The sequence below is a fragment of the Streptomyces sp. NPDC002092 genome (assembly GCF_053593775.1).
The window spans coordinates 307374-332275 of sequence record NZ_JBSFDG010000009.1 but is presented as its reverse complement, the minus strand read 5'-3'; the positions used below and the strand labels follow the sequence as shown (position 1 = coordinate 332275).

Genomic DNA, 24902 nt, shown 5'->3' with positions numbered 1-24902 from the left:
CAGTCTAGCCCGCCATGGAGCCCCGGAAAGGCTTGTGAAGCAAGTGACGCTTCCCCTTCTTTTCGGCCTTGACTTGGCCCGGGAAACCTGGTCGGGCAAAGCGTGAATTGACAGGCGGCGGGAAACCTGCTCTCCGAAATACCGCCTGAATTGAGTACGCCCGAGTTCACGCCGTGACCGCCGAGCAGGCCGTGGCAGTCACCGGACGCTTTCAGCCCATCTGGTCCTCGGCCGACAGGTGTTCCACCGTCTTGCCGGTCTCGGTGAACGTCCGCGTCACGTGTCCCGACGAGTACACCCACAGGATGCGCAGCGGACAGTCGCCGATGTTCCGGAACAGGTGGGGGAGGGGGGAGGGGACGTATGTGGTGTCGAACCGCTCCAGCCTGGTCACTTCGCCGTCGACGACCACCTCCGCCTCGCCCTCCAGGATCGTGACGTGCTCGTCGCAGTTGTGCGAGTGCAGGGGCGCTCCGGAACCGACGGGATAGACGCTCATCCCGCTGGTGATGAGGTTCTCCCCGCCCGCCGAGGACGTGGTGATGAGCGGTGTCGTCAGGACCGCGCCACCGCGGTCCAACCGGGGTACGGACGCGGTCTTGATGATGGTGGTCATCCCTGGTTCCTCTCCAGTCCACGGTCGTGCGTCGATCGACAGTAGGTCGCGTCTCGGCGAATGGATGCCTTCTGGCGTGCAGCTTTACCTTGCACTCCTGGAGGGGTGGGGAACGCCGGAGCCGGTTGTAGCGTCACTTGAGACCGCACGGCGTCGCGTTCCGTGCCCGTAAGTGCCGGCAACGCGCCGGGAAGAAAAGGCAGGTATCCGGCTCATGAGGCTCCCCGTTCTCAGCAATGAGGAAATGACCGAGCGTCAGCAGGAGTTGGCCGCCCGGATCGCAGGCCGGCGCGGTGCCGTCCGCGGCCCGTTCCGGGTCTGGCTGCACAGCCCGGAGATGTGCGAACGTGCCGAGTCCCTCGGGGCTTTCGCCCGGTTCGACTGCAGTCTGCCCGGGCATCTGCGTGAACTCGCGCTCCTGATGGCCGCCCGGAATTGGGACGCGCAATACTCCTGGAACGCCCACGCGCACCAGGCGATCGAGGCCGGTATTCCGGAGGCGGCCGTCAAAGCCATCGCCGAGCGGCGCGAAGCGGCCTTCGACAACGAGGCCGACCAGGCCTTCTACCGGTTCTGCCGCGAAGTCCTCGACGAGCACTTCGTCTCGGACGCCACCTTCGCCAGTGCCCTGGAGTACTTCGGCCGCAAGGGGCTGGTCGACACCATCGGGGCGCTAGGCAACTTCACCATGCTCGGCATGTGCCTGAACACCTTCCAGGTGGATCTCCAGCCCGACCGCGAGCCTCCCTTCCCCGATGTCCGCGGCTTCGAGCGCGTGGTTCCCGACGGGAGCCGGCCGCAACCGTGACACTCGGCGCCGGCCCGGACTTGGGTACGCACGTGCGCGTCGCTGTGACCGGCGGGACACCGGCTGCGCCCCCGGTGGTCCGGCTACGAGACGTCACGATGATCTTCGTCGGGGGTGGCCGCGCGCAGGGGCGGGTTCGGTACCGCCCGCGCGCCCAAGCGTCGTGGACCGGCGACGAGACCGAACCGTCGGTGAGAACGCGATGCCGGGCGACCTGCCGACCGGACCGCGGCCGAGTCGAGCGGCGGACTCACCGCGCCGCGCACACTCCACTCCGGCGTCGCGTGAGTGGGGATGGAGCACCCGGGAGGGAAAATGGATCGCTTGCTTCTCATGCACAGCTTCGTCACGGTCGCCCAGGTCGGCAGTTTCAGCGGAGCCGCCAAGAAGCTGGGCTCCTCGGGCTCGCTGGTGTCCCGGCATGTCGCCGAACTGGAGAGACATGTAGGTGTCCGCCTGGTCAATCGCACGGCCCGATCGGTCAGCCTGACCGAACCGGGCCACCGGTACGCGGAATTCGCCGCACGCATCCTGGACGAGATCGACGCCGAGGACGCCGGGATCGCCCAACTCCATGATCGCGCCGAAGGGACGCTGAGCATCATCTGTCCCAAATGGATCGGAAGTCTGGATCTCGGGGACGCCATCGCCGCCTTTTCCGTGTCCCATCCCAAAATCCAGATTCGCTTCGAACTCGGCGGGATGTCCGACCGGACCTACGACTTCCTGGACAGTGGATTCGACATAGCCTTCCACACCCGGGATCTGCGGGACTCCAGCGTTCGGCTCAAGAAGATCGCCTCATTGCCCTTCGTGCTGTGCGCGTCACAGGAATACGTGAACCGCGAGGGACCGCTCACCGAACCCAACGGCCTTGCCCACCATGACTGCCTCGTTCACGTCAACGACCCCGTGTGGCGCATCGGGCACGGGCACGCCTCCACCTTGCACAAGATTCGCAATGTGGCGTTCTCGTCGAATTCCTACCTAGCCCTGCAGAAAGCGGCTGTGCACGGCCGTGGCATCGCCCTGCTGCCGCAGCGGCCGGTCTACGACGACCTCATGTCCGGAGCGCTGGAGGTCCTGCTGCCGGGGCTTCCCGTGCCCGACCGCCCGCTGTACGCGATCTTCGGACCCGGTCGGGAAAGTCCCCGAAAAGTCACCGTCTTCCTCGACTTCCTAACCCAGTGGTTCTCCGGCAATCCCATTCCTGCGCTCGGCAGGTGAGCAGACCGGGCCCGGTGATTACTCCTTCCCGGCCGACAGGTTGTGCAAGAAGCGATTGCGATGCCTGCGTGGTGAACCTGTTGAAGTCGTCCGAGCCGCGATTTTACGATCATCTCGCGTCGGTGACCGAATGAACCCGCAGATGTGATCTGCGACGAAGCGAGGAATCCATGGGAATCCAGAGAATCGAATCGGTCACTTACGGTGTGGACGACCTCGGCACATGTGTCCGCTTCTTCGAGGACTTCGGGCTGTTCCCGGTGGAGAGAACCGACGAGCACGCGGTGTTCGAGACGCTCACCGGGCAGACCCTCCACCTGGACACCCGCCCCGGCTCGCTGCTGCCGCCCCCGGTGGAGGACGGCCCCACCCTGCGCGAGGTGGTGTGGGGCGTCGACACGGGTGTGGAACTGGAGCGGCTGGTGGCCGCGGCGGGACGCGACCGCGAGGTCCGCGAGAGTGCCGACGGTGTCCACCACACCGTGGACGAGACCGGCTTCGGGGTCGGACTGATCCTGGCCCGGCCGAAATCCGCGCCTTTCACACCCCGGCCCGCCAACGCGCTGGGTAACGTCGACCGCTGGAACGCCCCCTTGGAGGCGATCACCCGGGTGCGCCCCCTGCGCATGTGCCACGTGGCGCTGAACATCCCCAAGGAAGGCAGGGAGGACGCCGTCGCGTTCTACACCGAGCGCCTCGGCTTCCGGCCCACCGACGTGGTCGAGCCCATGGGCGTGTTCATGCAGGCGCCGGGCGACAGCGACCAGCACACCATGCTCCTGTGCCACCGTCCCGACAAGGCGGGCGTCAACCACATCGCGTACGAGGTGCCGGGCTTCGACGACGTCATCGAGGGCGCCAACCACATGATCGACAAAGGCTGGCGTGAAGCACGCCGGCTGGGCCGGCACACCATCGGTTCCAACGTCTTCCGCTTCCTGCACGCTCCGTGCGGCGGCCGGGTCGAGTACGCCGCCGACATGGACCGCGTCGACGTCTCGTACGGAACCCGCGTGCACGAGGCCACCCCGCCCCACCACATCTGGGCGCTGCGCACCAACCGTGACCAGCAGGACGCCTCCGCCTCCTGAATCCCCCAAGCCTGAGAGGGCATCCAGCCATGACCACCGACCACGGTTACCCGGCCGTCCGCATGTTCATAGCGGGCGAACGGTGCCACGGTGCCACCGGACGTACCGCCCCGATCGTGAATCCGGCCAGCGGGGAGGCGATCGGCGAGGTGCCGCTCGCCACCGCCGCCGACCTCGACCGCGCCCTGGACGCCGCGGCCGAGGGCTTTCGGACCTGGCGTGGCACCCCCATCGCCCGGCGCACCGAGATCCTGCACACCGCCGCGGGCCTGCTCACCGAGCGCGCTGCGGAGGTCGGCCGGATCATGACCCTGGAACAGGGCAAGCCCCTGGCTGAGGCGACCGGCGAGGCACGCCGGGTCGCGGACACGCTGCGCTGGCACGCCGACGACGCCCGCCGCGCGTACGGCCGCATCATCCCCTCCGCCCCCGGCACCGTGCTGTCCGTGCGCCGCGAACCCGTCGGGCCCGTCGCCGCCTTCGTGCCGTGGAACTTCCCGGCGGGCGGGCCCATGCGGAAGATCTCCTCCGCCCTGTCCGCCGGCTGCTCGATCGTCCTCAAGGCCTCGGAGGAGACTCCGGCCACGGCGATGGAGCTGGTGCGCTGCTTCGCCGACGCCGGCGTTCCGGCCGGGGTGCTGAGCCTGGTGTTCGGCGAGCCCGCCGAGGTCTCCGCCCATCTGATCGCCTCGCCGGTGATCAGGCTGGTCGCCTTCACCGGCTCCGTGCCCGTCGGCAAGCTCCTCGCGGCCGAGGCGGGGAAGGTCATGAAGCCCTCCCTGATGGAGCTGGGCGGTCACGCCCCGGTGATCGTCTGCGCGGACGCGGACCCCGTGAAGGCCGCGCGCAGGGCCGCCCATGCGAAGTTCCTCAACGCAGGCCAGGTGTGCACCTCGCCGAGCCGCTTCCTCGTCCACGAGAGCCTCGCCGAGGAGTTCACCGCCGAGTTCGTGAAGGCGGCCGAGGCCCTCGTCGTCGGTGACGGCCTGGCGGAGGGCACCACCATGGGGCCGCTGGCCAACGAACGCCGGCTGAAGTCCCTGGAGCGGCTCACCGCCGACGCCGTCGCCCGCGGCGCCAAGGTCCTCACCGGCGGCGAACGCCTGGACCGCCCCGGGTACTTCTTCGCGCCGACCGTCCTGACCGACGTACCCGAGGACGCGGATCTCCTGCACGAGGAGCCGTTCGGTCCGATCGCGCCCATCGTGCCGTTCACCGATCTGGACGAGGCGCTGCGCACGGCGAACGCACTGCCGTACGGCCTGGCCGCGTACGGGTTCACCGACTCCGCGGCGACCGCCGAGAAGCTGGCGGCCGAGCTGGAGGCCGGGATCCTGTCGATCAACCACTGCGGTGGCTCCGTCCACGAGGCGCCCTCCGGCGGTGTCAAGGACAGTGGTTACGGCCGCGAGGGCGGCCCGGAGGCGCTGGACGCCTACCTAGTCACCAAGCGCGTCTCCCATCTGCTGGTGCCGTGAGGTACGCGCGAGTCTCGGTGGGCGGCCGCGCGGTGTGGGGCCGGGTGCGGGAGACGGACGTCGAGCTGCTGTCCGGCTCGCCGATCGACGGTGATCCGTGCGTCCTCGGCACCGTCCGGCGTGACACGGCTGTCTGGCTGCCGCCCGTCGTCCCGTCCGTGTTCTACGCCGTCGGCCTGAACTATCCGCGGCACATCGAGCATGCCGGTGCCACGGTTCCGGACCGTCCCGAGGTCGGCTATCGCGCCAACAACGCGCTCACCGGCCACCGTTCGCCGATCGTCAAGCCCGCGGAGGTGGAAGGGCGGTTCGAGGCCGAGCCCGAACTCGTCGCCGTCATCGGCCGTACGATCCGGCACGCCACGTATGAGGAGGCGCGCAAGTCGGTCTTCGGCTGGACCATCGGCAACGACGTCAGCGCCCGCACCTGGCAGCACCAGGACCGTACGTTCTGGCGCAGCAAGAACAGCGACACGTTCAAGCCCATGGGGCCCTGGATCGAGACCGACGTCGACGCCCTCGCGCAGACCACCACGCTCCGCCTCAACGGTGAGATCCGCGCCGCGTTCCCCACTGGGGACATGGTGTTCGACCCCTTCGACTACCTCGTCGAGATCACCAGGCACATCACCGTGCATCCGGGGGACGTGCTGTGGATGGGCGCCGAGTCGACGTGCCGGATCGAACCCGGGGACACCGTGGAGGTCGAGATCAGCGGCATCGGCGTGCTGTCCAACCCCGTACAACTCGAAGGGAACCAGTCATGAGCAGTGAGCCCCGCTACATCCACCACGTCAACTTCCCCACCACCGACCCTGACCGGACCGCCGCCTGGTACACCAAGGTCTTCGGGATGAAGCGGATCATGCCCAAGTCGAACAGCCGCGTGGTGCTGATGACCCGGGGCAACTTCGACCTGCACTTCACCCCGGTCGAGGAGATGGAGCGCATGGCGCCCTACCACTTCGCCGTCGAGGTCGACGACTGGGACGACTTCCTGGCCCACCTGGCGGAGCTGGGCATTCGGCACACCCGTCCGATCCAACGCCCCGAGAACCAGTCGAAGTTCTGCTACATCCACGACCCCGACCACACCATGATCGAACTGGTCTGGCACGGCAAGCGCCCCAACTGATCGCGCCGATAGAGGAGTTCACTCCCATGCCCATCGCCGACTCCGACGGCACCTCCATCTACTACGAGCGCCACGGCAGCGGTCCGGCGATCCTGTTCGTGCACGGCAGCGGCGGTCACCACGCCGCCTGGTGGCAGCAAGTGGCCGCGCTGCGCGAGGAGTTCACGGTCGTCACCGTGGACCTGCGCGGCTTCGGCAAGTCCGACTCGTCCATGCCCGAGTTCGACGGCCAGGACTTCCCCGGGGACATCGTCGCCGTCCTCGACCAGGAGGAACTGACCGATGTGATGCTCGTCGGCCAGTCCATCGGCTCCATCGCCGCGCTGCGGGCAGGCCTGCTGCGCCCCGAACGGGTCGGCTCCGTCGTCCTCGGACACTCCCTCGGCGGCATCAGCCACCCCGAGCTGAAGGAACTGGCCGCCGCCGACCGCGCCGAGGCCGTCAAGCTGCCCGTCATCGACCGTCTGCTCACCAAGCCGTTCCAGCGGGAGCGGGCCGACCTCACCTTCCTGTTCCAGCAGATGGGCACCTTCAACGTGGCCAAGATGGCCGACCTGCGCAACCTCGACACGGGCGGCCCCACCCTGGAGGACATCCGCGACGCGGGCGTCACGGTCGCCTTCCTGGCCGGCGAGAAGGACGCGGTGCTCAGCGTGAAGACCGTGACCCGCGCCCACGAACTGCTGCCCGGCTCGCACCTGGAGATCGTCACCGGCGCCCCGCACTCCATGTACTGGGAAGTGCCCGACCAGTACAACGCGGCCGTCGCCCACCTGCGCCGTACCCTCACCGCACCGAAGGAAGCAGCATGAGCAGCCTCACCCTCGACGCCGCCGACGCGATCGTCGACGCGGCGCTGAAGCACGCCCAGTCCACCGGAAAGGCGGTGAGTGTCGCCGTCGTGGACGCGGGCGGATTCGTCGTCAGCGTCCGCCGCGCGGACGGGGCGCGCCCGCTCACCCCGGACATCGCGCGCGCCAAGGCGTACACCGCGGCCGTGATGCAACGGCCCGGCAAGATGCTGAAGAAGTGGCAGGAGACCCAGCCCGTCTTCTTCTCCCAGCTCTCCCAGCTCCCCGGCGCCGCTCTGCCGATCATGGCCACCGAGGGCAGCGTCACCATCAAGAAGGACGGCGAGGTCATCGGCGGCCTCGGCATCGCCGGCGGCACCGCGGACGAGGACCAGCAGATCGCCGACGAGGTCCTCGAATCCCTTGGCTACGAGCTGGAGTTCGCCGCCTGGGGCGTCGCGGGCAAGCCGGCCATGCCCGGAAAGGACGCATGACCATGGCTGACACGTTCAACTACCGCATCGACCACCACGGAAGCCTGGTCCGCCCCGCCGAGCTGACCGCCGCCCGCGCGTCCGGCGACCCGCAGGCACTGCTGGAGGCGGAACTCCGGGCTGTCCAGGAGGCCGTGGCGTACCAGCGCAGACTGCGCTCCACCGTCGTCACCGACGGCGACTTCCCGCGCGAGGACTTCCGCGGCGCCGTCCTCGACGCCGTCTCCGGCTTCCGCCGTACGGACGAGGTGGGCGCGGACGGTCTCACCCGCTGGGTGGCGGAGTCACTGCCCAAGGCCAACGGCCCGCTGCTCGCGGACTGGGCGGCGCGGCTCGCCGAGCTGACGGTGATCGCACCGAAGGCGTCGCTGCCGTCCCCGGCGTACCTCGCCGCGACCACGTTCCAGCCGGGCCTGGGCCTGGCCTCCGCCCGCGAGCTCGGCGAGGCCCTCGCGGAGATCATCCACACTGAGATCGAGCTGCTGGTCTCCCGGGGCGTACGTCTGATCCAGCTGAACAACCCCCTCCTGCTGGGCCAGTTGGCCACCGCCCCGACCGACCCGGGCGCGCTGTCCTTCGAGGACGCGCTCGCCGTCGACGCTCTGGCGGTACAGCTGGACGAGCGCCCCGAGGGCGTACGGATCGGGGTGGCACCCGGCTGGGTGGCGCCGACGGCGCTGGACCGGGCCCGCGCCGAGAAGCTGTACGGCACGATCGCGGCCGACCGCTGGGTCCTGCCGTTCGATCAGGGCACCGACGCCGAGCTCGACCTCGTCAGGGCGCTGCCCGAGGACTGGGACGTGTGCCTGGGCGTCGTGGACGCGACCGTGCCGCAGCTGGAGGAACTCGACACGGTGATGGCCAGGATCGACGCGGTCGGCGAGTTCAAGGACCTGGAGGACGCGGCCGTGTCGCCGTCCCGGGGCTTCGCCGATGTGGCGGACCGTCCGCTGCTGAGTGCGGAGGAGCAGCGCGCGAAGCTCGTGCTGGTGGAGACGGTCGCCCGGTACGTCTGGGGCAACGAGTTCTGACGGTGAGGGGGCCGGGAGTCCCGGCCCCTGACCGGCTCACATCGACTCGGCGAACGTCACCGACCGATCCGTCAGGAGCGGCCACACCGTTTCCACGATCAGTTCCTGGAAGTGCTCGGCCGCCTTGTGGGCCTCGAATCCGGCCTGGTCGGTGTAGCGCTCGTAGAGGAGGAACGCGCCGGGGTCGTCAACCACGGCGTGCACCTCGTACGCCTCGTTGGCGGGCTCTGCCCGGGTCTGCTCGCGCATCTTCAGGAGCGCGGCGCGCACCGTCGTCTCGTCGGCGGGTGCGCAGCGGTAGCGGGCGACGACTGTATAGGCCATCTGTCGGTTCCTCTCGGCTGGTTCTGCCTGCCGATTCCAGCACGGATCGGCTGCCCGCCGACCTGCGCGCGGCGCAAGCATTGCCTGCCCGCGCGGGGCTGGTGGGCCGCCCCCACATGGTGTGTTGTCGCATTCGGCCCGCACGGCCGTTCTGAAGTGGAGCCCGCGTCACCGCGGCGGACGAAGGAAGTGAGTTCTCATGCGTACGGTGGAAATCCTCTCCGGCGGGGAGTGGGTCACGACCGGGGAGTGGATCGACGTCCACGACCCGGCCGACGTCCGCACCCCGGTCGCCCGGATCCCCGCCCTCGCCGCCAAGGACGTCACCCGGGCCTACGACCACGCCGAGCGCGGCTTCGCCGTATGGAAGCGCACCAGCCCCTTCGAGCGGGCCCGGATCATGACCGACGCGGCCCGGCTGATCCGCGAGCGGGCCGCCGCCATCGCCGCCGACGTCACCGCCGAGAACGGCAAGACCCTGGCCGAGGCCCGGGGCGAGACCCTGAAGGCCGCCGACTTCCTGGAGTACTACGCCGGGCTCGCGCGCCAGGGCTACGGCACCCTCCTGCACGACGTGCGCCCGGACCACCGAACGCACACCCAGCGCGAGCCGATCGGCGTCATTCTCGTGATCAGCCCGTGGAACGACCCGCTGATCACTCCGGCCCGCAAGCTCGCCCCGCTCCTGGCCGCGGGCAACGCGGCCGTGTTCAAGCCGGCCACCGAGACCCCGCTCTCCGGCCTGCACTTCGCGCGCGCCCTGCACGACGCCGGGCTGCCGGCCGGTGTACTCAACGTCGTCACGGGCCGTACGGCCGAGATCGAGGAGGCGCTCCTGGACGACCCGCGGATCGTCGGCATCACCTTCACCGGCTCCAACTCCGTCGGAAACCGCATCCGCCAGCGCCTCGCCGACCGCAACGTCCGCTTCCAGGGCGAACTCGGCGGCAAGAACGCCTCCGTCGTCCTCGCCGACGCCGACCTGCCGGCCGCCGCGAAGGCCGTCGTGGCCGCCGCGTTCGGCCAGGCCGGGCAGCGGTGCACCGCGACCAGCCGGGTGATCGTCGAGCGGCCGGTGTACGAGGAGTTCACCCGGCTGCTGGTCGCCGAGGTCGAGACGCTGAAGGCCGGGCCGGGCAACGACCCGGCGACCACCCTGTGCCCGCTGTCCAGCCCCAGGCAGCGGGACTCCGTCCTCGCCGACATCAGCCGCGCGGTCGAGCAGGGCGCCACCGTCCTCACCGGCGGCGGCGCGGACACCGAGGGCGAGCGCGCCCACGGCTGCTACGTGCGGCCTACCGTGCTCGCCGGTGTCATCCCCGAGACGGCCGTCTGGCGTGAGGAGGTCTTCGGGCCCGTCCTCGCGGTCCGTGAGGTCGACGACTTCGCCTCCGCCGTCGAGGCCGTCAACGACTCCGGCTTCGGACTGGCCGCCGCCGTCTTCACCCGAGACCTCGCCTGCGCGTATCGCTTCGCGGACGAGGCCGAGTGCGGGCAAGTCGCCGTCAACACGACCACGACCGGCTGGGACGTGCATCTGCCCTTCGGCGGCTTCCGTGACTCCGGCACGGCCTACAAGGAGCAGGGCGACGAGGTCCTGCGGTTCTCCACCCGTGTCAAGACGGTGGCCGTCCACTTCGGCGCCCCGGAGTCGACGCGTGCCTGACGAGACCATAGGCATCGTCGGGGCCGGCATCGTGGGACTGGCCACGGCCCGCGAGATCGCCCTGAGTCGGCCCGGCACCCGGGTCGTGGTCTTCGAGAAGGAGCAAGAGGTTTCGCTCCACCAGACCGGCCACAACTCGGGCGTCGTCCACGCCGGCATCTACTACGCCCCCGGCAGCCTGAAGGCCGACCTGACGGTCCGAGGCGTGTCCCTGCTACGTGAGTACTGCCAGGACCGCGCGTTGCCCTACAAGGAGATCGGCAAACTGGTCCTGGCCGTCCGCGAGGATGAGCTCGACCGTATGAACAGCCTGTGCGAGCGGGCCAGGAACAACCATGTGCCCGACCTGAGGAAGATCTCCAAGGAGGAGATCCGGGAGCTGGAGCCGAACGCCGGCGGAGTCGCCGCCCTGCACTCCCCGCGCACCGCGATCACCGACTACCCGGCGATCGCCCGAGCCTTCGCCAAGGACGTGACCGACTCCGGCGGCGAGGTCAGGCTCGGCTTCCCCGTCACCGGCATCACCGAAGTGCCCGGCGCCATCGAGGTGGCCTCGGCACGGGAACGCGTCCGGGTGGACCGGCTCATCCTGTGCGCGGGTCTGCAGTCGGATGCGGTGGCGAAACTCGCCGAGGGCGGACCGGAGCCGCGGATCGTCCCGTTCCGGGGCGAGTACATGCTGCTCAGGCCCGAGAAGACCGACCTGGTCCGCGGCCTGATCTACCCGGTGCCGGACCCGCGCTACCCCTTCCTCGGCGTGCACTTCACGCCCCGCGTCGACGGCTCGGTGGAGGTCGGCCCGAACGCCGTCCTGGCGCTGGCCCGCGAGGGCTACACCCGCGCCCGTGTCTCACCGAAGGATCTCCTCGGCCTCGCCGCCTACCCCGGCACCTGGAGGATGGCCGCCCAGCACTGGCGTACCGGGATCCGGGAGTACCGCGGCTCACTGTCCACGGCGGCCTTCATGAAGGACGCCAAGTTGTACGTCCCCGGAGTCGGCGCCAAGGACGTCGTCCGCGGCGGCGCGGGCGTCCGCGCCCAGGCCCTGGACCGCGACGGCACCCTCGTGGACGACTTCCGCATCCATCGGACGGGCCGAGTCACCGCCGTACGCAACGCCCCCTCGCCGGCGGCGACGGCCTCCATGGCGATTGCCGAGCACATCGTCCGCGCCGTCTTCGAGGACGCGGCCACGACCCCGCACCCGTGAAGGGCGAGAACGCCCAGCTCACAGCGCACTTTCGCGCAACAACAGCTTGCACTCCTGGGGACTCCGCAAGGGCGCGAAGCCCGCCTAGCGTTCCTTTGCAACCCCCCATCTGCAGCCCCCATCCCACTCCCGCGAAAAGAAAGAGGTTCGGGACATGTTCGTCGTCGACACCCAGATCCACATCTGGCTGGAAGAGACCCCGGACCGCCCCTGGGTGCCGGGAGCGCGGGAGCGCATCCGCCTCAACGGACACCGTGAGGACCCCTTCTCCTACGAGGAGGCCCTGGAGCTGATGGACGAGGCCGGCGTCAACCGTGCGCTGATCCTGCCGCCGTCCTGGGAGGGCGACCGCATCGACTACGCCCTTCAGGCGTGCGAGGCGCACCCCGACCGCTTCGGCATCATGGCCCGCATCCCGCAGAACAAGCCCGAAGAGGGCAAGGCGATGCTCAAGGACTTCGCGCGGAATCCGCACGTCAAGGGCACGCGGCTGACCTTCCACCGGCCGATCGACCGCAACTGGATGATCGACGGCACCAACGACTGGTACTGGCCGATCGCCGAGGAGCTGGGCATCCCGACGATGGTCCACGCCCCGATCTGGAAGCGTGAACTCGGCGAGATCGCCGTCAAGCATCCCGAGCTGAAGATCATCATCGACCACATGGGCATCATGGCCCGCTGCGTCGACGACGCGATCGGCTACTGGGTCTCGGAGACCGCCGACCTGGCCGTCCACCCGAACATCTACGTCAAGGTGTCGGCCCTGCCGGGCTACTCGACGCAGCCCTTCCCGAACAACAACATCCAGAAGCACGTGCGCGAGATGGTCGACAAAATGGGCCCGCAGCGCTGCTTCTACGGCACCGACATCACCCGACTGCTCGGCCACGGCATCACGTACACCGACACGATCGAGCAGTTCACCAAGCACTGGGACTTCACGCCCGAGGAACTCGAATGGATCATGGGCCGCGGCATCTCCGAGGTCCTGAACTGGCCGATCGAGGGCTGAGGAACCACACGACATGAATGACACCCACCACACACCGGGCACCGACGGCGGTGATGCCCTGGTATCGGCCTTCAACGCCGTCGGCGCCGACTACCTCTTCTGCGCGTCGGGATCCGAGTGGGCCCCCGTCTGGGAGTCCCTGGCTCGCCGCCACCGCGACGGCGAGCCCGCCCCCCAGTACCTCGACCTCACCCACGAGACGGTGGCCGTCGGCATGGCCACCGGCTACGGACTCGTCAAGCGCCGCCCGCAAGGGGTGCTGCTGCACGCCGCACCCGGCCTGCTCCAGGGCTCGATGGCCGTGCACGGGGCGCTGCTTGCCGGCGTCCCCATGGTGGTCAGCTCCTCGGAGTCGACCACGTACGGCGACGGCCCCGGTCAGGACCCGGGCGGACAGTGGTACCGCAACCTGTCCATCGTGGGCGGCCCGCACGGTGTGGCCCAGCCGTTCACCAAGTGGTCCAACGAAGCCGCCAGTGTGCACACCCTGCCCACGATGATCAGCCGGGCGGCGGAGCTGGCCTGGCGTGCCCCGGCGGGACCGGCGTACCTGAACATCCCGCTGGAGATCCTCCTTGAGCAGTGGGACGGCCGCGATGCCAAGCCCGTCGTCGCCCCGGGCTCCACGCACAGCTCGCCCGAAGAGGTCGACCCCGTCGCCCAGATGATCCGCGAGGCCGCCAAACCCGTGATCGTCACGGAGACCGCGGGCCGCGAGGCTGGTGGCTTCGAGGCCCTGCTCGCCTTCGCCGAAGCCTGGAGCATCCCGGTCGTCGAGCCCGACTCGGCGGTGTGCGGCAACTTCCCGCGCAACCACCCGCTGCACGCGGGCAGCGACGTGGGGCCCTGGATCGACGAAGCGGACCTGATCCTCCTGGTCAACTGCCGGGCCCCGTTCTACCCGCCCAGCAGGCGCCCCGCGAAGGCACAGGTCGTCGTCATCGACGAGGTCCCGCAACGCCCGCACGTCGTCTACCAGGTGCTGTTCGCCGACCGGTACCTGGAGGGCAACGTCGCCAACACGCTGCGCCAGCTGGCCAAGCGCGCCAAGAACCTCGACGTGGCCGCCGTCACCGCACGGCGCTCGGCACAGGAGGAGCGGCACACCGACGAGCAGACCGCGATCGCGGCCGCCGAGGCGAGAGCGGCGCAGGCCGAGGGCGTCGACCCGGTGCTCGTCGCCGCGACCCTGCGCAGGCTCCTCGACGGGCAGGACGGCATCGTCGTCGACGAGACCATCACCCACAGCCGCGTGGTCAAGCGCCATCTGCGCACCGACGCCCCCGACTCGTACTTCTACGTGCAGGGCGGGCTCGGGCAGGGCATCGCGGTCGCGCTCGGCGTCAAACTCGCCGCAAAGGAGCGCCCCGTGGTGCTCACCATCGGCGACGGGGCCTTCGCGTACAACCCGGTCATCCCGGCGTGCGACGCCTCAAGGGCGTACCAACTGCCGCTGCTGATCGTGGTGTTCAACAACCGCGTCTACAAATCCATGAATCTCAACCACCGTCGCTTCTACCCCGAGGGCGCGGCCGCCGAGACGGGGGAGTGGCTGGGCACCGACCTGCACCGCCTGCCCCGACTGGCCGCGTTCGCCGAGCCGTTCGGCATGCACACCGAGACCGTCGACACCACGGACGCGCTCGGGCCCGCGCTGGAGCGGGCCCTCAAGGCCGTGGCCGAGGGCACCACCGCCGTCGTCGACGTCCTCGTCACCCGCTGATCCAGGAGGCACCCATGTCCAACGCACCGTCCAAGGTGCTGGTCCCCGCCGAGGACCTGCGTACCTTCTCCGCCGCCCTCCTGGAGAAGGGCGGCCTGAGCGCCGAGCACGCCGCCACCACCGCCGACGTGTTCGTCTGGGCCGCCCTGCGCGGCGTCGACTCCCACGGCATCGCCCGCGTCCCCGCCTATCTGGAGCTGCTCGCCAAGGGCGTCGCAAACGCGCGGCCCGAGATCACGGTCGAGTCGACCACTCCGGCCGCCGCGGTCGTCGACGCCGACCGGGCACCCGGCCCGGTCGCCCTCACCGCGGCCGCCCACGAGGCGGTGCGGCGGGCCCGCGCGACCGGCATCGCCTCCGTGGGCGTACGGCAGACCGTGCACACCGGCGCCATCGGCTACTACGTCTCGAAGATCGCCGAACTGGGCCTGGTCGGCCTCGGCTTCGTCGCCGGCATGCCCAACATGGGCTACACGGGCGTCAAGGGTGCCGCCGTGGCCACCAGCCCGCTCGCGGTCGCCGTACCCGCCCGGGATCACGCCCCGCTGCTGCTCGACATGGCCACCGCCACCATCGCGCTGGGCAAGATCCGCCAGGCCAGGGCGAGCGGCACTCCGCTGCCCGAGGGAGCAGCCGCGTCGGAGGACGGCACGCCCACCACCGACCCGGAGAAGGCGGTCATGCCCCTTCCCCTGGGCGGCGCCAAGGGCTCCGGCATGTCGCTGGCCTTCGAGCTGCTCACCAGCGTGCTGGTCGGCGCGCCGATCTTCTCCGCGTTCCACTCGGACGACCCGAAGGGCCGCAAACACCGTCAGAACGCCCTGCTCATCGCCCTCGACCCGGCGGCCTTCGGCGACCCGGACGCCTTCACCGCGGCCGTCGACGGCACTCTGAGCACCCTCAAGGAGCTCCCGGTCGCCGACGGCGCGAACGGCGTGTACTACCCCGGCGAGCGCAGCGCCGGCGTGGCCGAGCTGCGGGCTGCGCAGGGGGTACCGGTTGCGCCGAAGGTCTGGCGCGAACTGACGGAGAGCGCGGCCAAGTCGGGCGTCACCCCGCCGCAGATCACGCCGGAGGCGTGACCGGCCGAAGCAGCCGCACGTTTCAGATGGTCTGGGCAGCCCATAGCCCTTGGCCCACAGCCCCATAGCCCCAGAGCCCCATGAACGGGAGGACGACCCGTGGACATCACCGAAGCCCAGCGCGCCACCTATGAAGCAGTCCTGCGACTGAAGGACGCCCCCTTCGTCGCACAACGGCCGGCGTACTTCAGCCCTGCCGCGGCAGCCCAGGGCGTGAGCAACAACCTGCAGGCCTACGGTCACTTCGCCCAGACCTTGCTGCCTCTCGAGTACACCGGCTGGATCGACGAGTGCACCGCGCACGTCGCTTCCTGCTACATCGGCGACTGGTCGCCGCTGCACAAGCTCGTCGTCCGGGGGAGCCAGGCGCAGGCCTTCCTCGCCTGGCATGGCATGAGGGACCTGTCCCGCTTCGAGGTCGGACAGATCAAGCATCACGTCCAGCTCGACGAGAACGGTTGGGTGGCGTCCGAAGGAGTCCTGTGCCGCCTGGACGAGGAGGAGTTCCTCTACACGGCCGGAAGCGGGGACTGGCTGCTGTGGCAGTTGAGCCAGGGGAGCTGGGACGCGGAGATCGAGGACGTCAGCCCCGAGCAGTTCATCTTCGGCATCCAGGGTCCGGCGGCCCTGGACACCATGGAGAAGCTGACCGGGGAGAGCCTGCGGGACATCGCCTTCTGCCGGAGCCGGATGTCCGGCATCAACGGCGTCCCCGTACGTGTCCTCCGTACGGGCATCTCCGGCGAGCTCGGCTATGAACTGCACGGCCCGGTCGGACATGCCAACGAGATCTGGGCGGCCGCGGTCGAGAGCGGCGGCCAGTTCGGGATCCGCCAGCTCGGCTTCCGGTCCCAGCCCGTCCAGCACATCGAGGCGGGCATCGCCACGAACGGCCTCGACTACATTTCCTCGTCCGTCGTCACCCCCGCCGTGCCCAGGCAGTTCAGGATGGCGTTCCCCGGAGGCAGCTTCGTACCGGAGAACGGCGTCACCGACTACTTCCGCAAGCCCGCCGAACTGGGCTGGGGCTTCCGCAAGGGCGTCCCCGACCGCGACTTCCTGGGCCGCGACGCGCTGGTCGCCGACGCCGCCAAGGGGGAGCCGTACCGGAAGCTCGTCGGTCTGCGCTGGAACGCCTCCGACGTCGCCGCCGTCCTCACCGCGATGCTGGGCGAAGGCGACCTGCCCGACGCCATGGAACTGCCCCGGGGCCGTGGCCCGGTCTTCGACCAGGTTCTCGTCGGCGGACAGTGTGTCGGCGCCTCCACGGGCCGGACGATCAGCGTGAACCTGCGATCGACCATCTCCCTCTGCGGGATCGACCCGGCCCATGCCGGGCCCGGGACGGAGGTGGTGGTGGTGTGGGGGAAGCCGGGAACCCCGCAACGTGAGATCCGGGCGACAGTGGCCGCACTGCCCTTCAAGCCCGACAGGCGGCGAACGGACGTCTCCGCGCTGTAGCCGAGTTCCCTGGACGCGCGTCGCCGTGGCCCCGCACACGGCGCGTGGCGTGCACAACTGCGGGACGTCGGACGCGCGGTAAGGCTCGCCGCCGGCGCGATCGGCTCCCGCTTCGGTGGCTACGAGCACAGCTGTGGCAACGAATACTGCTGCCTCGACGGCTCTGCGCGAGCCTTTCGCGGCTCTGGCGAACGAGCGGCCGCGGTCGATGCTCAAGAGCCATCAGGCATGGCTGTACTGCCTGGTCCGCGCAGCCTCTGAGCTGCTCGACGGCGGACCGGTTGATCGTCACCGAGCAGGCGTCCACGCCGGCGGTACCTTCAGGTTCCGAGTACGGGAATCGGGTTCTCCCTGAACCACCAGGTGAGGAACTCCAGCAGGGCGACGATCTTCCGCGGCACGGTCTGGCCGGGCCCATAGACCGCGAACAGCGGGCGGTCGGGAACGGGGACCGAGGGGAGCTGGGCCAGGAGTGCCCCGGAGACCAAATCCTCGTAAGCCGACCGCTGAGGGAGCAGGGCGATGCCGAGGCCCTGGACGGCGGCCTTCTGCAGGGCGATGTACGAGTTCGATGAGAAGGCCACATTACGGATCTTGTGCAGGCTGGAGGTGGCCCCCTCCCCGAGACGCCAGACCGGTTCGTTGGCATGCACCAGACAGTCATGAGCGGTCAGGTCGTTGGGGTGGTCGAGGGAGCCGTTGCGTTTGACGTACTCCTCGGACGCGCACAGGGTGAAGGGGAGCGACGCGATCTTCTTGAGGTGCACCCGGGAATCCCGCAGGTCCCGGGTGTGCAGGGCGACGTCGAAACCGCTGTCCAGGAAGTCGTAGGTTCGCTCCGACAGGCCGCCCAGTTCGAACCGTACGGAGATCTTCGGATGCGCGGCGGCGAACGCGGCGATGGCGTCCCCGACGTCCAGGCTCCCGATCCACTTGGGGCAGACGACGCTCAGCTGGCCTTCCGCCCGGTCGTGCTGCTGCCCGATGTGGGCCTCTTCCGCCTCGATCTCGGCAAGGATCCGGGCTGCGAACTCGCAGTAGCGCAGCCCCTGTTCGGTCAGGCTCACGGACCGGGCGGTGCGGTTGACGAGCCGGACACCGATCTGTCGCTCCAGTTCCGCCACGTGTCGTGAGACGAGCGAGCCGGAGGAGTTCAGCGTTCGGGCGGCTCCATTGAAACTGCCGAGCTGCGCGACGGTGACGAAGCTGCGCATCAGGAGTATGCGGTCCATGGGGATCCTCCGGTAGGACACGGCTGGGGCCTGCCTCCGGCCGTGTCCTACATGAGATGTGCTGGGTGCAGCTAGAACGATTTAGCCGGAGAGTAGCAGAGGCTTCTGTTTCCTGCGAGAGGTTGGAATGTTCCGAATATCGAGCATCTTGGGCGTTGGGCTGGGTTGCAGCGGGGGCCCGCGCCTGACCCGACGTGTGGTCCGCCGCACCGCGGATTAGATCGTCCGCGCCAGTGCCCTTTCCGGCGGGCTTCGCCCTTGAAACGTTCGTCCCCGAACTCCTACGGCGAGGCGTTCAGGGGGTTCTGGCCTTCGCGCGTCGCCGTAGCAGTCTGATGGGCGAGCGCGCGGGCGATCCCGTTCTGGAGAGGCAAGTCATCCATGAAGGCGCTCCCCTCTGCGTCGCCGCCGACGACGCCCTCGTGCTTCCACTCGCTGCTTGGTCAGTGCTTCTTTGCCGGGAACGGCCGTGCCATGACCGTTCCGCGCACGCGGGTCTGGGTGTGGCGCTCGACGGCCGGGTTCGGCGAGCCGCCGTTCGGTTCGCCCCATACGATCTCCACCTGGTCGCCGGCCGCGGCGGCCGGGTCGATCGTGCCGAGCGAGATCCAGCCGCGCACGTTCGCGGAGTACGAGGTGAGCATCGCCGCTCCGGCGAGCTCGCCGTCCTTCTCCACCCGGTCGAACTGGCAGGCGGTGTAGAACGCCGCAGGCATCTCGATGTACTTGAAGCGCTGGTCGCCCTTCTCGTACATGCTCGCGAAGATGTTCGCGACGTCGTCGCGGTCCCACAGCACCCAGGCCTTGCGGCGGTGCGGCTGGTCCTTGATCGCCTCAAGTCCCTCGCGCCCGACGAAGTCGTGGTCGAACTTGATGACGTGGCCGTAGCCGAGGTCCCACGGGGTGGTGTAGTAGTCCTCGATCCGGTCGCTGACCCAACTGCCGCCGAGCGCGAGGTTGCCCTCGAACGAGCGCGCCGAATGCCACTCGCGGAACGCCTTCATGTCCTCGCCGGTGTAGGTCGCCGGCAGGGTGTTGGCGATCCAGCCGGACTCGGTGGCGACCGAGGCGTACGCGCGGGCGCCGACCTGGCGCACGCCGTACTCGGCGCCGGCCTCCAGGATGATGTCGCGCACCGACTCGATGTCCGCGTACGGTCCGGTGAACTCGTAGCCCGGGAAGCCGGACATCCGGTGGTTGAGCGCGGTGACCTTGTGCGGGCCGACGTTGAAGCTTCCCATGGTGAAGAACGGGATGTCGGGCATGGGTCCGCCGTTGACCTTCTCGAAGATCGCCGCGGCGTGCGGGCCCTGCAACTGGAGCCGGAACAGCTCCCGGCCCTTCGGGTTGTTCACGGTGCGCTCGTCCCGGCGGACAGTGACGTCCCAGCCGCCGGTGGCCGCGTTGAACTCGACCCAGTTGAGGGCGGGCGGACGGCCGACGATCCGGACGTGGTGGTCGTCGACGCAGAACAGGATGCAGTCGCCGATCATGTAGCCGTCGGGGCGGACCGTGATGAGCTGCTTCGCGCTGCCGGGGCCGAAGCCCTGGAAGCTGTTCGCCCCGAGGTGTTCGAGCAGCCGGTACGTGTCCGGCCCCTGCAGGACGAGGTCCGGCATGTGGTGCGACAGGTCCATCAGCGCCGCACTGTTGCGCCACGCCTCCTGCTCGTCACGCCAGTTGCTGAACTCGGCCTTGATCGGGAACGGGTACGCCCCGGAGCGCCCCTGCCGGAGCAGAGCGAGCGCCCCTCCCGCCTTGTTGATCTCTTCTTCGAGACTGGGCATGGCATTCCTTCCACGCTGCGACGCACACGGCCTCGGTGCCGTGCAACGACGAGGCTATATCAGTCATCTGAAAAGTTTGAAGATGTCTGAAGTAATATTGGGTGCGGATAATGGCTTCACTCAGAACGGAGGGCGACCATGTCGTTGGCAACGGGCGAAGCGGGCTTCGCGTGGGAGCACGGGGTGCCCCATGTGCTCTGGCGGGCCCAACAGGCGGTGCACCGCCGCGTCCACACCGCGCTCGACGGGCTCGGCGTCACGGTGACCCAGCTCGGCCTCGCCGTCCACCTCGACGAACTCGGCCTGCTGTCCGCGTCGGACCTCGCGCGCCGCTTCCACATCACGCCGCAGAGCGTGACAACGGCACTCTCACAGCTCGAGCGCATCGGGTGGGTCCGGCGGCTGCCGCATCCCGTGCACAAGCGCGTCATCCTCAACGAGCTCACCGAGACCGGTCTCGCCGGCGTCGTGGACGGCCGCGCGCGCATGGCCGAGGTCGACCGCGTCCTGACGGAGATGCTGGGCGATGGCAAGGACGAGCTCGTCGGACGGCTGCGGGAGCTGACCGTCACGCTGGATGGCGAGGACCCGGCCGACGCCGCGATGTGGCCGCTGGCCGGCACCACGTCGTGACGGGCACGCCTCCAGAGGGCGGGAACCCGCAGGCCTGCGTGTCGCTCGTTGCGAAACCGCCGTGACCTACACGCAGGCGCACAGTTGTTCCCGCAGGCCCGCTGCCCGGCCCCTCGTCGGCGTCTCGGCCGGTCGGCCCGCAGCGGGCGTCGATCATGTGCTTCGGCGGCGCAGCACGGTCGCGATGGTGACCGCCGCTATCAGGACACCTCCGTAGAAGACGGAGGAGACCCAGGCTTCCAGGCCCAGTAGTTGGAGCCCGAGGATCCCGGTCTCCAGGAAGTAGATGCCGACGAAGGTACCGATCGGGTTGAAGCGACCCGGCTGGAGGATCGCGGTGCCGAGAAAGACCGAGGCGAACGTCGGGAGCAACAGGGTGTCGGACGTGGTCGGGTTGTAACCGCCCAAGGCCGCGACGGCGATGATCGCACCGACGCCGCACATGGCACCGGAGGCTATGAAGGAACCGAGGCGGATCCGGTTCACGTGGATGCCCGAGAGTCGGCTGACCTCCCGGTTGGCTCCGACGAAGCGGATGTGGCGGCCCAGCGGCGTGAAGGCGAGGACGTAGGCGAAACCGGCCACCAGCGCCACGCCGTAGAAGAACGAGACCGGCAGGCCGGCCACAGGGTGCAGCGCGAACCTGCCGAACCCGGTCGGCAGGCCGCTGACGGTGTTGAGGTGGGACATCCAGAGGCTGATGCCCCCGAGGAAGGTGCTCATCCCCAGCGTCGCCACGATGGTGTTGACCCCGACCACGACGACGAGCAGCCCGTTGACCACGCCGACGGCGATCGCGCCCAGGACGGCGACGGCTGTCGCCGGCCACACTCCCCACCCGTGGTCGACGACCAGAACGGGCAGGATGGTGGCGGAGAACCCGAAGGTCGCCGGAACGGACAGGTCCACGAACTCGCCGACACAGATGGTGCACAGCAGTGCCATGGTGAGGAACACCAGTGACTGCTGTGAGCCGAAGACGGTCTGGAAGGTCCCCTCGGTCAGGAACAGACCTGGCTCCGCGACCGCGTACACCGCGATCATGGCAGCCCAGACACCGATCACCGCGTAACGCGATGCGACGTGCCCGGCCCGGGCGGCGGCCGAAACCGGCTCTGGGTCGTGCCTCGCCTGCGGCGAGGGTGGGGGAGTTTCGAGATCTTTCTGGCGGGTGACGTCCATCAGTCGACCTGCCCCCTTCTCTGAGACCTTGTGTCGTCGTCGAATACTGCGCGCACGATGGCGTCCGTTTCCGGATCGCCACTTAGCTCCCTGGTCACCTGGCCGTCGCGGAAGACCAGCACCCGGTCGCACAGCACCGCGAGATCGGTCGGGTCGATCGAGGCGATCACGACCGCGCAGCCGTCGCGTGCGGCCGCCCGGATCGCCTCGATGATGTCGTGGCGGGCACCGACGTCGACAGCCTGCGTCGGTTCGTGCAGCACGAGCAGGTGGGGCGCGTCGGCCAGCCACTTGGCCAACAGGACCTTCTGCTGGTTGCCGCCGCTGAGCGTGTGGATCGGCGCGTGCGGGTCAGGCGGCCGGATGTCGAGTTTCGCGATCATCGCGGCGGTCTCCTCGGCCTGCCACTCCGCGCCGATCCGCAGTCGGCCGCCGCGGCGGCTCACGCGAGGCAGGGTCAGGTTGTCGGACACCGTGAGCTCACCGGCCACTCCCGCCTCCAGACGGCGTTCGGGCACGAACGCCACCCCCGCGCATACGAACTCCTTGGTACTGCCGCGCCGACGGTCCAGTGCCAGATCGCGCCCCTGGACGGACAGCGTGCCCGCGCGGGCCGTGCGTGCGCCCGTCAGCGCCTCGGCCACCTCGACGAAACCCGAGCCGATCAGCCCGGTCATTCCGAGGACCTCGCCGCGTCGGACCTCGAGGTCGAGGCCGGTCACCGCGGCGACCGCGAGGTCCCGCACGGAGGCGACGGGCTGGTCCTGGGCGTGGCTTTCCCGTCGGCTGTGCGTGACGAGGTGGCGTCCGAGCATCATGCGGGTGAGCGAAGCCTCGTTCACCTCGCGGGTGGACAGGCCCGCCTCGATCACCGCGCCGTCGCGCAGCACGGTGACCCGGTCGGTCACTTCGACGATCTCCTCCAACTGATGTGAGATGAGCAGCACCGAGGTGCCCTCCTCGACGAGGGACCGGACCGTCTGGAAGAAGCTGGCCCGCGCCGACCTGCCCAGGGCTCGCGTCGACTCATCGAAGATGATCAGTCCGCTGCCGGGCGGGTGGTCCTGCACTGCCCGGGCGATGGCGACCACGGCGCGGTCCTGTGCCGGGAGCGAACCGACCTTCTGGCCGGCCTCGAGCGGGCGGCCCAGCCGGGCGAGGACCCGCTCGGCCGCCTGCTGTTCCGCCCGCCGGTTGATCCGCCGGGAGAGCCGGCCCGCGCGGTAGTGGCCCAGCCGTACGTTCTCCCAGACCGTCAGGTCGTCCACCAAGCCGAGATTCTGGTGGACGACCGAGACTCCCGCCGCCCGCTGCTGCAGCGGGCGGATCGGCAGGTCCAGTCGTAGCCCGTCCACGGTCACGGACGCTCCCGGATCGGGTGAGTAGCCGCCCGTAAGGATCTTGACGAGGGTGGATTTCCCGCATCCGTTCTGGCCCACGAGCCCGTGCAACTCGCCGTGAGCGACCTGGAGATGAACGTCGCTGAGGGCGCGCGTCGGGCCGAACGTCTTGGACAGTCCGGCCACTTCCAGCCGCCAGGGCCGCGCCGGGTCCGGTGGACGGGCCTGCGAAACAGCGTTCACGGTGCGCACCCCTTCGTCACCCGACGCTCCAGAGCCTGGCGAAGTCCTCCTGGAACGAGGCGTCGCCGAACCACTCGCCGGAGGCCTGGGCCGCGGCTGTCACCTTGATGCTGCCGATGTTCTGCTTGGTGAACAGCCGCATCGGGATGGGCTCCTCGACGGGCCCGGACTTGGTCATCATGCGCAGGATCTCGTCGGTGAGGGCGTATGCGGCATAGGCCTCGTCCACCGCCACGACCGCCTTGACCGCCGAGTTGCCCTTGAGCAGGCCCAGGCCGTTCACCGAACCCGCCGTCACAGACAGGGAGATGCCGGAGCGCCCCGACTGCTGGATGCCCTGGATGGTGGGCTGGAGGCTGTCTTCGAACTGGGTGAAGTAGTAGGCGGCCTTCGGGTTGGCCAGGATGTTGGAGCTCGCGTTCGAGGCCAGCAGTGCCGGCGTCGAGGCCGTGATCACCTTGACCTTGACCGTGCAGTCGGGGCAGTACTTCTTGTAGATCGGCAGGGAGTCCGTCACGTACTTCGTCGCCGACGGGTTGTCGGCCGACTCCGTGATGATCAGATCGGCCTTGCCCTTGGAGTCTGCGATGGCCCACCAAGCGATGGCGCTCGGCTGGGTGGTCACCCCCGCCACATAGGTCACCTGGTTGCTGTTGGTGAAACCGGACGGAGGGTCCTGGTCCGCGATGACGATCGGGATGCCCTCTGCCTTGGCTGCGTCGAGAGCGTTCTGAGCCATGCCGTAAGGAACGGCGTCCAGGACGATTCCGGCCGCGTCCGCCGCCATCGCCTGCTGGACGCATGCGGCGATCGCGCTGGGTTGGGCCTTGCCGTCGCACACCTGCTGGGAGAGCCCGGCCTTGGCAAGCGCCTCGCGCATCGACCGTGCTGCGTCCGCGAAGGCGGGGATCTGCTGGAGGAACGGGATGTAATAGACCTTGCGGCCCTTGAACTTGGCGACGCCGCGCACGCCGGTGGTGGGAACGGGGTAGTCGGTGACCGCGGCCTGGAGGGCCGCCACCTTCTTCTCGGCCGTGGCAAGGCCCGAGACGGAGGCGGTCTTGCCCGACGAACCGGTGGCGTCGCCGGAGCTACATCCTGCCAGCGCCACCGACGCGACGAGCAGGGCCGTGAACGACACCGGCCACCGTCTTCTGATAAGCGCCATTGCTTACACCTCCATGGTCGAGAGCCCGAGCTGCCGCGGCGGGCACATCACTGCCGGGAGCCACCCAGGGCGACTGCTCGGCGGGGACGAGTCCGAGGGGGAGTTCGGGGCGCGTCGGGTCGCTGTGTGTGATGTCCGGTGGGCGTGCGCCAGCCGCCCATCGCC

General features: G+C 69.3%; 23 protein-coding genes. 16 read left to right on the top strand and 7 right to left on the bottom strand.

Annotated features, from left to right (window positions below; genetic code table 11):
- Positions 1–211: 211 nt before the first annotated feature.
- Positions 212–616 (bottom strand): cupin domain-containing protein, encoded by a 405-nt coding sequence (locus ACWCRD_RS22810; protein WP_232652702.1) that lies wholly within the window; start codon positions 614–616, stop codon positions 212–214.
- A 244-nt stretch (positions 617–860) separates the two neighbouring features.
- Here ACWCRD_RS22810 and ACWCRD_RS22805 point away from each other — a divergent pair, with 244 nt between their 5' ends.
- The 9 genes from ACWCRD_RS22805 (at position 861) to ACWCRD_RS22765 (ending at position 8671) form a co-directional block, all read left to right on the top strand.
- The gene (locus tag ACWCRD_RS22805) at positions 861–1424 is read left to right on the top strand and encodes a carboxymuconolactone decarboxylase family protein (protein ID WP_450967629.1); all 564 of its coding nucleotides are present in this window, start codon (positions 861–863) and stop codon (positions 1422–1424) included.
- Between the two features lie 315 nt (positions 1425–1739).
- Complete coding sequence (locus tag ACWCRD_RS22800) at positions 1740–2651, top strand: LysR family transcriptional regulator (protein WP_450967628.1); 912 nt, start codon at positions 1740–1742, stop codon at positions 2649–2651.
- A gap of 170 nt (positions 2652–2821) precedes the next feature.
- Complete coding sequence (locus ACWCRD_RS22795; protein WP_450967627.1) at positions 2822–3742, top strand: VOC family protein; 921 nt, start codon at positions 2822–2824, stop codon at positions 3740–3742.
- 29 nt (positions 3743–3771) lie between these two features.
- On the top strand, positions 3772–5220 hold the full coding sequence (locus ACWCRD_RS22790) for an NAD-dependent succinate-semialdehyde dehydrogenase (protein WP_450967626.1): 1449 nt from the start codon (positions 3772–3774) through the stop codon (positions 5218–5220).
- A complete protein-coding gene (locus ACWCRD_RS22785; protein ID WP_232652698.1) occupies positions 5217–5987 on the top strand; it encodes a fumarylacetoacetate hydrolase family protein in 771 nt (256 codons plus the stop codon). Before ACWCRD_RS22790 ends, ACWCRD_RS22785 begins: the two co-directional genes overlap by 4 nt.
- The gene (locus ACWCRD_RS22780; protein WP_232652697.1) at positions 5984–6355 is read left to right on the top strand and encodes a VOC family protein; all 372 of its coding nucleotides are present in this window, start codon (positions 5984–5986) and stop codon (positions 6353–6355) included. The genes ACWCRD_RS22785 and ACWCRD_RS22780 overlap by 4 nt, the downstream gene beginning before the upstream one ends.
- A gap of 26 nt (positions 6356–6381) precedes the next feature.
- Positions 6382–7167 carry an alpha/beta fold hydrolase gene (locus ACWCRD_RS22775; RefSeq protein WP_450967625.1) on the top strand — a complete coding sequence of 262 codons (786 nt, stop codon included), beginning with the start codon at positions 6382–6384 and terminating at the stop codon, positions 7165–7167.
- Positions 7164–7640 carry a GlcG/HbpS family heme-binding protein gene (locus ACWCRD_RS22770; RefSeq protein ID WP_450967624.1) on the top strand — a complete coding sequence of 159 codons (477 nt, stop codon included), beginning with the start codon at positions 7164–7166 and terminating at the stop codon, positions 7638–7640. The genes ACWCRD_RS22775 and ACWCRD_RS22770 overlap by 4 nt, the downstream gene beginning before the upstream one ends.
- Positions 7641–7642: 2 nt before the next feature.
- On the top strand, positions 7643–8671 hold the full coding sequence (locus ACWCRD_RS22765; RefSeq protein ID WP_450967623.1) for a methionine synthase II (cobalamin-independent)-like protein: 1029 nt from the start codon (positions 7643–7645) through the stop codon (positions 8669–8671).
- A gap of 36 nt (positions 8672–8707) precedes the next feature.
- Here the strand turns inward: ACWCRD_RS22765 and ACWCRD_RS22760 are convergent, their stop codons facing one another.
- A complete protein-coding gene (locus ACWCRD_RS22760; RefSeq protein ID WP_450967622.1) occupies positions 8708–8995 on the bottom strand; it encodes a putative quinol monooxygenase in 288 nt (95 codons plus the stop codon).
- A gap of 199 nt (positions 8996–9194) precedes the next feature.
- Between ACWCRD_RS22760 and ACWCRD_RS22755 the strand changes: the two genes are divergently transcribed.
- From ACWCRD_RS22755 to ACWCRD_RS22730, 6 genes are all read left to right on the top strand, one after another.
- Positions 9195–10661, top strand: coding sequence for an aldehyde dehydrogenase family protein (locus tag ACWCRD_RS22755; RefSeq protein WP_450967621.1), 1467 nt, complete (start codon positions 9195–9197; stop codon positions 10659–10661).
- Positions 10654–11871, top strand: coding sequence for an L-2-hydroxyglutarate oxidase (gene lhgO / locus ACWCRD_RS22750; RefSeq protein WP_450967620.1), 1218 nt, complete (start codon positions 10654–10656; stop codon positions 11869–11871). Before ACWCRD_RS22755 ends, lhgO begins: the two co-directional genes overlap by 8 nt.
- 154 nt (positions 11872–12025) lie before the next feature.
- Positions 12026–12886 (top strand): amidohydrolase family protein, encoded by an 861-nt coding sequence (locus ACWCRD_RS22745; RefSeq protein WP_450967619.1) that lies wholly within the window; start codon positions 12026–12028, stop codon positions 12884–12886.
- A 13-nt stretch (positions 12887–12899) separates the two neighbouring features.
- Positions 12900–14609 (top strand): thiamine pyrophosphate-dependent enzyme, encoded by a 1710-nt coding sequence (locus tag ACWCRD_RS22740; protein WP_450967618.1) that lies wholly within the window; start codon positions 12900–12902, stop codon positions 14607–14609.
- Between the two features lie 14 nt (positions 14610–14623).
- On the top strand, positions 14624–15691 hold the full coding sequence (locus ACWCRD_RS22735) for an Ldh family oxidoreductase (RefSeq protein ID WP_450967617.1): 1068 nt from the start codon (positions 14624–14626) through the stop codon (positions 15689–15691).
- A gap of 99 nt (positions 15692–15790) precedes the next feature.
- Positions 15791–17152 carry an aminomethyl transferase family protein gene (locus tag ACWCRD_RS22730; protein WP_450967616.1) on the top strand — a complete coding sequence of 454 codons (1362 nt, stop codon included), beginning with the start codon at positions 15791–15793 and terminating at the stop codon, positions 17150–17152.
- Positions 17153–17472: 320 nt separating this feature from the next.
- Here ACWCRD_RS22730 and ACWCRD_RS22725 read toward each other — a convergent pair whose 3' ends face one another.
- Both ACWCRD_RS22725 and ACWCRD_RS22720 read right to left on the bottom strand, forming a co-directional pair.
- Entirely contained in the window at positions 17473–18384 is a 912-nt protein-coding gene (locus ACWCRD_RS22725; RefSeq protein WP_232652686.1) for a LysR family transcriptional regulator, read from the bottom strand.
- Between the two features lie 443 nt (positions 18385–18827).
- Positions 18828–20171: an aminomethyl transferase family protein gene (locus tag ACWCRD_RS22720; RefSeq protein ID WP_450967615.1), complete on the bottom strand. Its 1344-nt coding sequence runs from the start codon at positions 20169–20171 to the stop codon at positions 18828–18830.
- 138 nt (positions 20172–20309) lie between these two features.
- Between ACWCRD_RS22720 and ACWCRD_RS22715 the strand changes: the two genes are divergently transcribed.
- Positions 20310–20804: a MarR family winged helix-turn-helix transcriptional regulator gene (locus tag ACWCRD_RS22715; RefSeq protein ID WP_450967614.1), complete on the top strand. Its 495-nt coding sequence runs from the start codon at positions 20310–20312 to the stop codon at positions 20802–20804.
- A gap of 153 nt (positions 20805–20957) precedes the next feature.
- Here ACWCRD_RS22715 and ACWCRD_RS22710 read toward each other — a convergent pair whose 3' ends face one another.
- The 3 genes from ACWCRD_RS22710 to ACWCRD_RS22700 all read right to left on the bottom strand — a co-directional run bounded on the left by ACWCRD_RS22710 (position 20958) and on the right by ACWCRD_RS22700 (position 24737).
- Positions 20958–21869 (bottom strand): ABC transporter permease, encoded by a 912-nt coding sequence (locus ACWCRD_RS22710; RefSeq protein WP_450967613.1) that lies wholly within the window; start codon positions 21867–21869, stop codon positions 20958–20960.
- 116 nt (positions 21870–21985) lie between these two features.
- Positions 21986–23569 carry a sugar ABC transporter ATP-binding protein gene (locus tag ACWCRD_RS22705; protein ID WP_450967612.1) on the bottom strand — a complete coding sequence of 528 codons (1584 nt, stop codon included), beginning with the start codon at positions 23567–23569 and terminating at the stop codon, positions 21986–21988.
- Positions 23570–23585: 16 nt separating this feature from the next.
- On the bottom strand, positions 23586–24737 hold the full coding sequence (locus ACWCRD_RS22700) for a sugar ABC transporter substrate-binding protein (protein WP_450967611.1): 1152 nt from the start codon (positions 24735–24737) through the stop codon (positions 23586–23588).
- Positions 24738–24902 lie beyond the last annotated feature (165 nt).

Coding starts and splice junctions, on each gene's coding strand:
- ACWCRD_RS22810 (WP_232652702.1), bottom strand. CDS start 616: ATGACCACCATCATCAAGACCGCGTCCGTACCCCGGTTGGACCGCGGT.
- ACWCRD_RS22805 (WP_450967629.1), top strand. CDS start 861: ATGACCGAGCGTCAGCAGGAGTTGGCCGCCCGGATCGCAGGCCGGCGC.
- ACWCRD_RS22800 (WP_450967628.1), top strand. CDS start 1,740: ATGGATCGCTTGCTTCTCATGCACAGCTTCGTCACGGTCGCCCAGGTC.
- ACWCRD_RS22795 (WP_450967627.1), top strand. CDS start 2,822: ATGGGAATCCAGAGAATCGAATCGGTCACTTACGGTGTGGACGACCTC.
- ACWCRD_RS22790 (WP_450967626.1), top strand. CDS start 3,772: ATGACCACCGACCACGGTTACCCGGCCGTCCGCATGTTCATAGCGGGC.
- ACWCRD_RS22780 (WP_232652697.1), top strand. CDS start 5,984: ATGAGCAGTGAGCCCCGCTACATCCACCACGTCAACTTCCCCACCACC.
- ACWCRD_RS22775 (WP_450967625.1), top strand. CDS start 6,382: ATGCCCATCGCCGACTCCGACGGCACCTCCATCTACTACGAGCGCCAC.
- ACWCRD_RS22770 (WP_450967624.1), top strand. CDS start 7,164: ATGAGCAGCCTCACCCTCGACGCCGCCGACGCGATCGTCGACGCGGCG.
- ACWCRD_RS22765 (WP_450967623.1), top strand. CDS start 7,643: ATGGCTGACACGTTCAACTACCGCATCGACCACCACGGAAGCCTGGTC.
- ACWCRD_RS22760 (WP_450967622.1), bottom strand. CDS start 8,995: ATGGCCTATACAGTCGTCGCCCGCTACCGCTGCGCACCCGCCGACGAG.
- ACWCRD_RS22755 (WP_450967621.1), top strand. CDS start 9,195: ATGCGTACGGTGGAAATCCTCTCCGGCGGGGAGTGGGTCACGACCGGG.
- ACWCRD_RS22745 (WP_450967619.1), top strand. CDS start 12,026: ATGTTCGTCGTCGACACCCAGATCCACATCTGGCTGGAAGAGACCCCG.
- ACWCRD_RS22740 (WP_450967618.1), top strand. CDS start 12,900: ATGAATGACACCCACCACACACCGGGCACCGACGGCGGTGATGCCCTG.
- ACWCRD_RS22735 (WP_450967617.1), top strand. CDS start 14,624: ATGTCCAACGCACCGTCCAAGGTGCTGGTCCCCGCCGAGGACCTGCGT.
- ACWCRD_RS22725 (WP_232652686.1), bottom strand. CDS start 18,384: ATGGACCGCATACTCCTGATGCGCAGCTTCGTCACCGTCGCGCAGCTC.
- ACWCRD_RS22720 (WP_450967615.1), bottom strand. CDS start 20,171: ATGCCCAGTCTCGAAGAAGAGATCAACAAGGCGGGAGGGGCGCTCGCT.
- ACWCRD_RS22715 (WP_450967614.1), top strand. CDS start 20,310: ATGTCGTTGGCAACGGGCGAAGCGGGCTTCGCGTGGGAGCACGGGGTG.
- ACWCRD_RS22700 (WP_450967611.1), bottom strand. CDS start 24,737: ATGGCGCTTATCAGAAGACGGTGGCCGGTGTCGTTCACGGCCCTGCTC.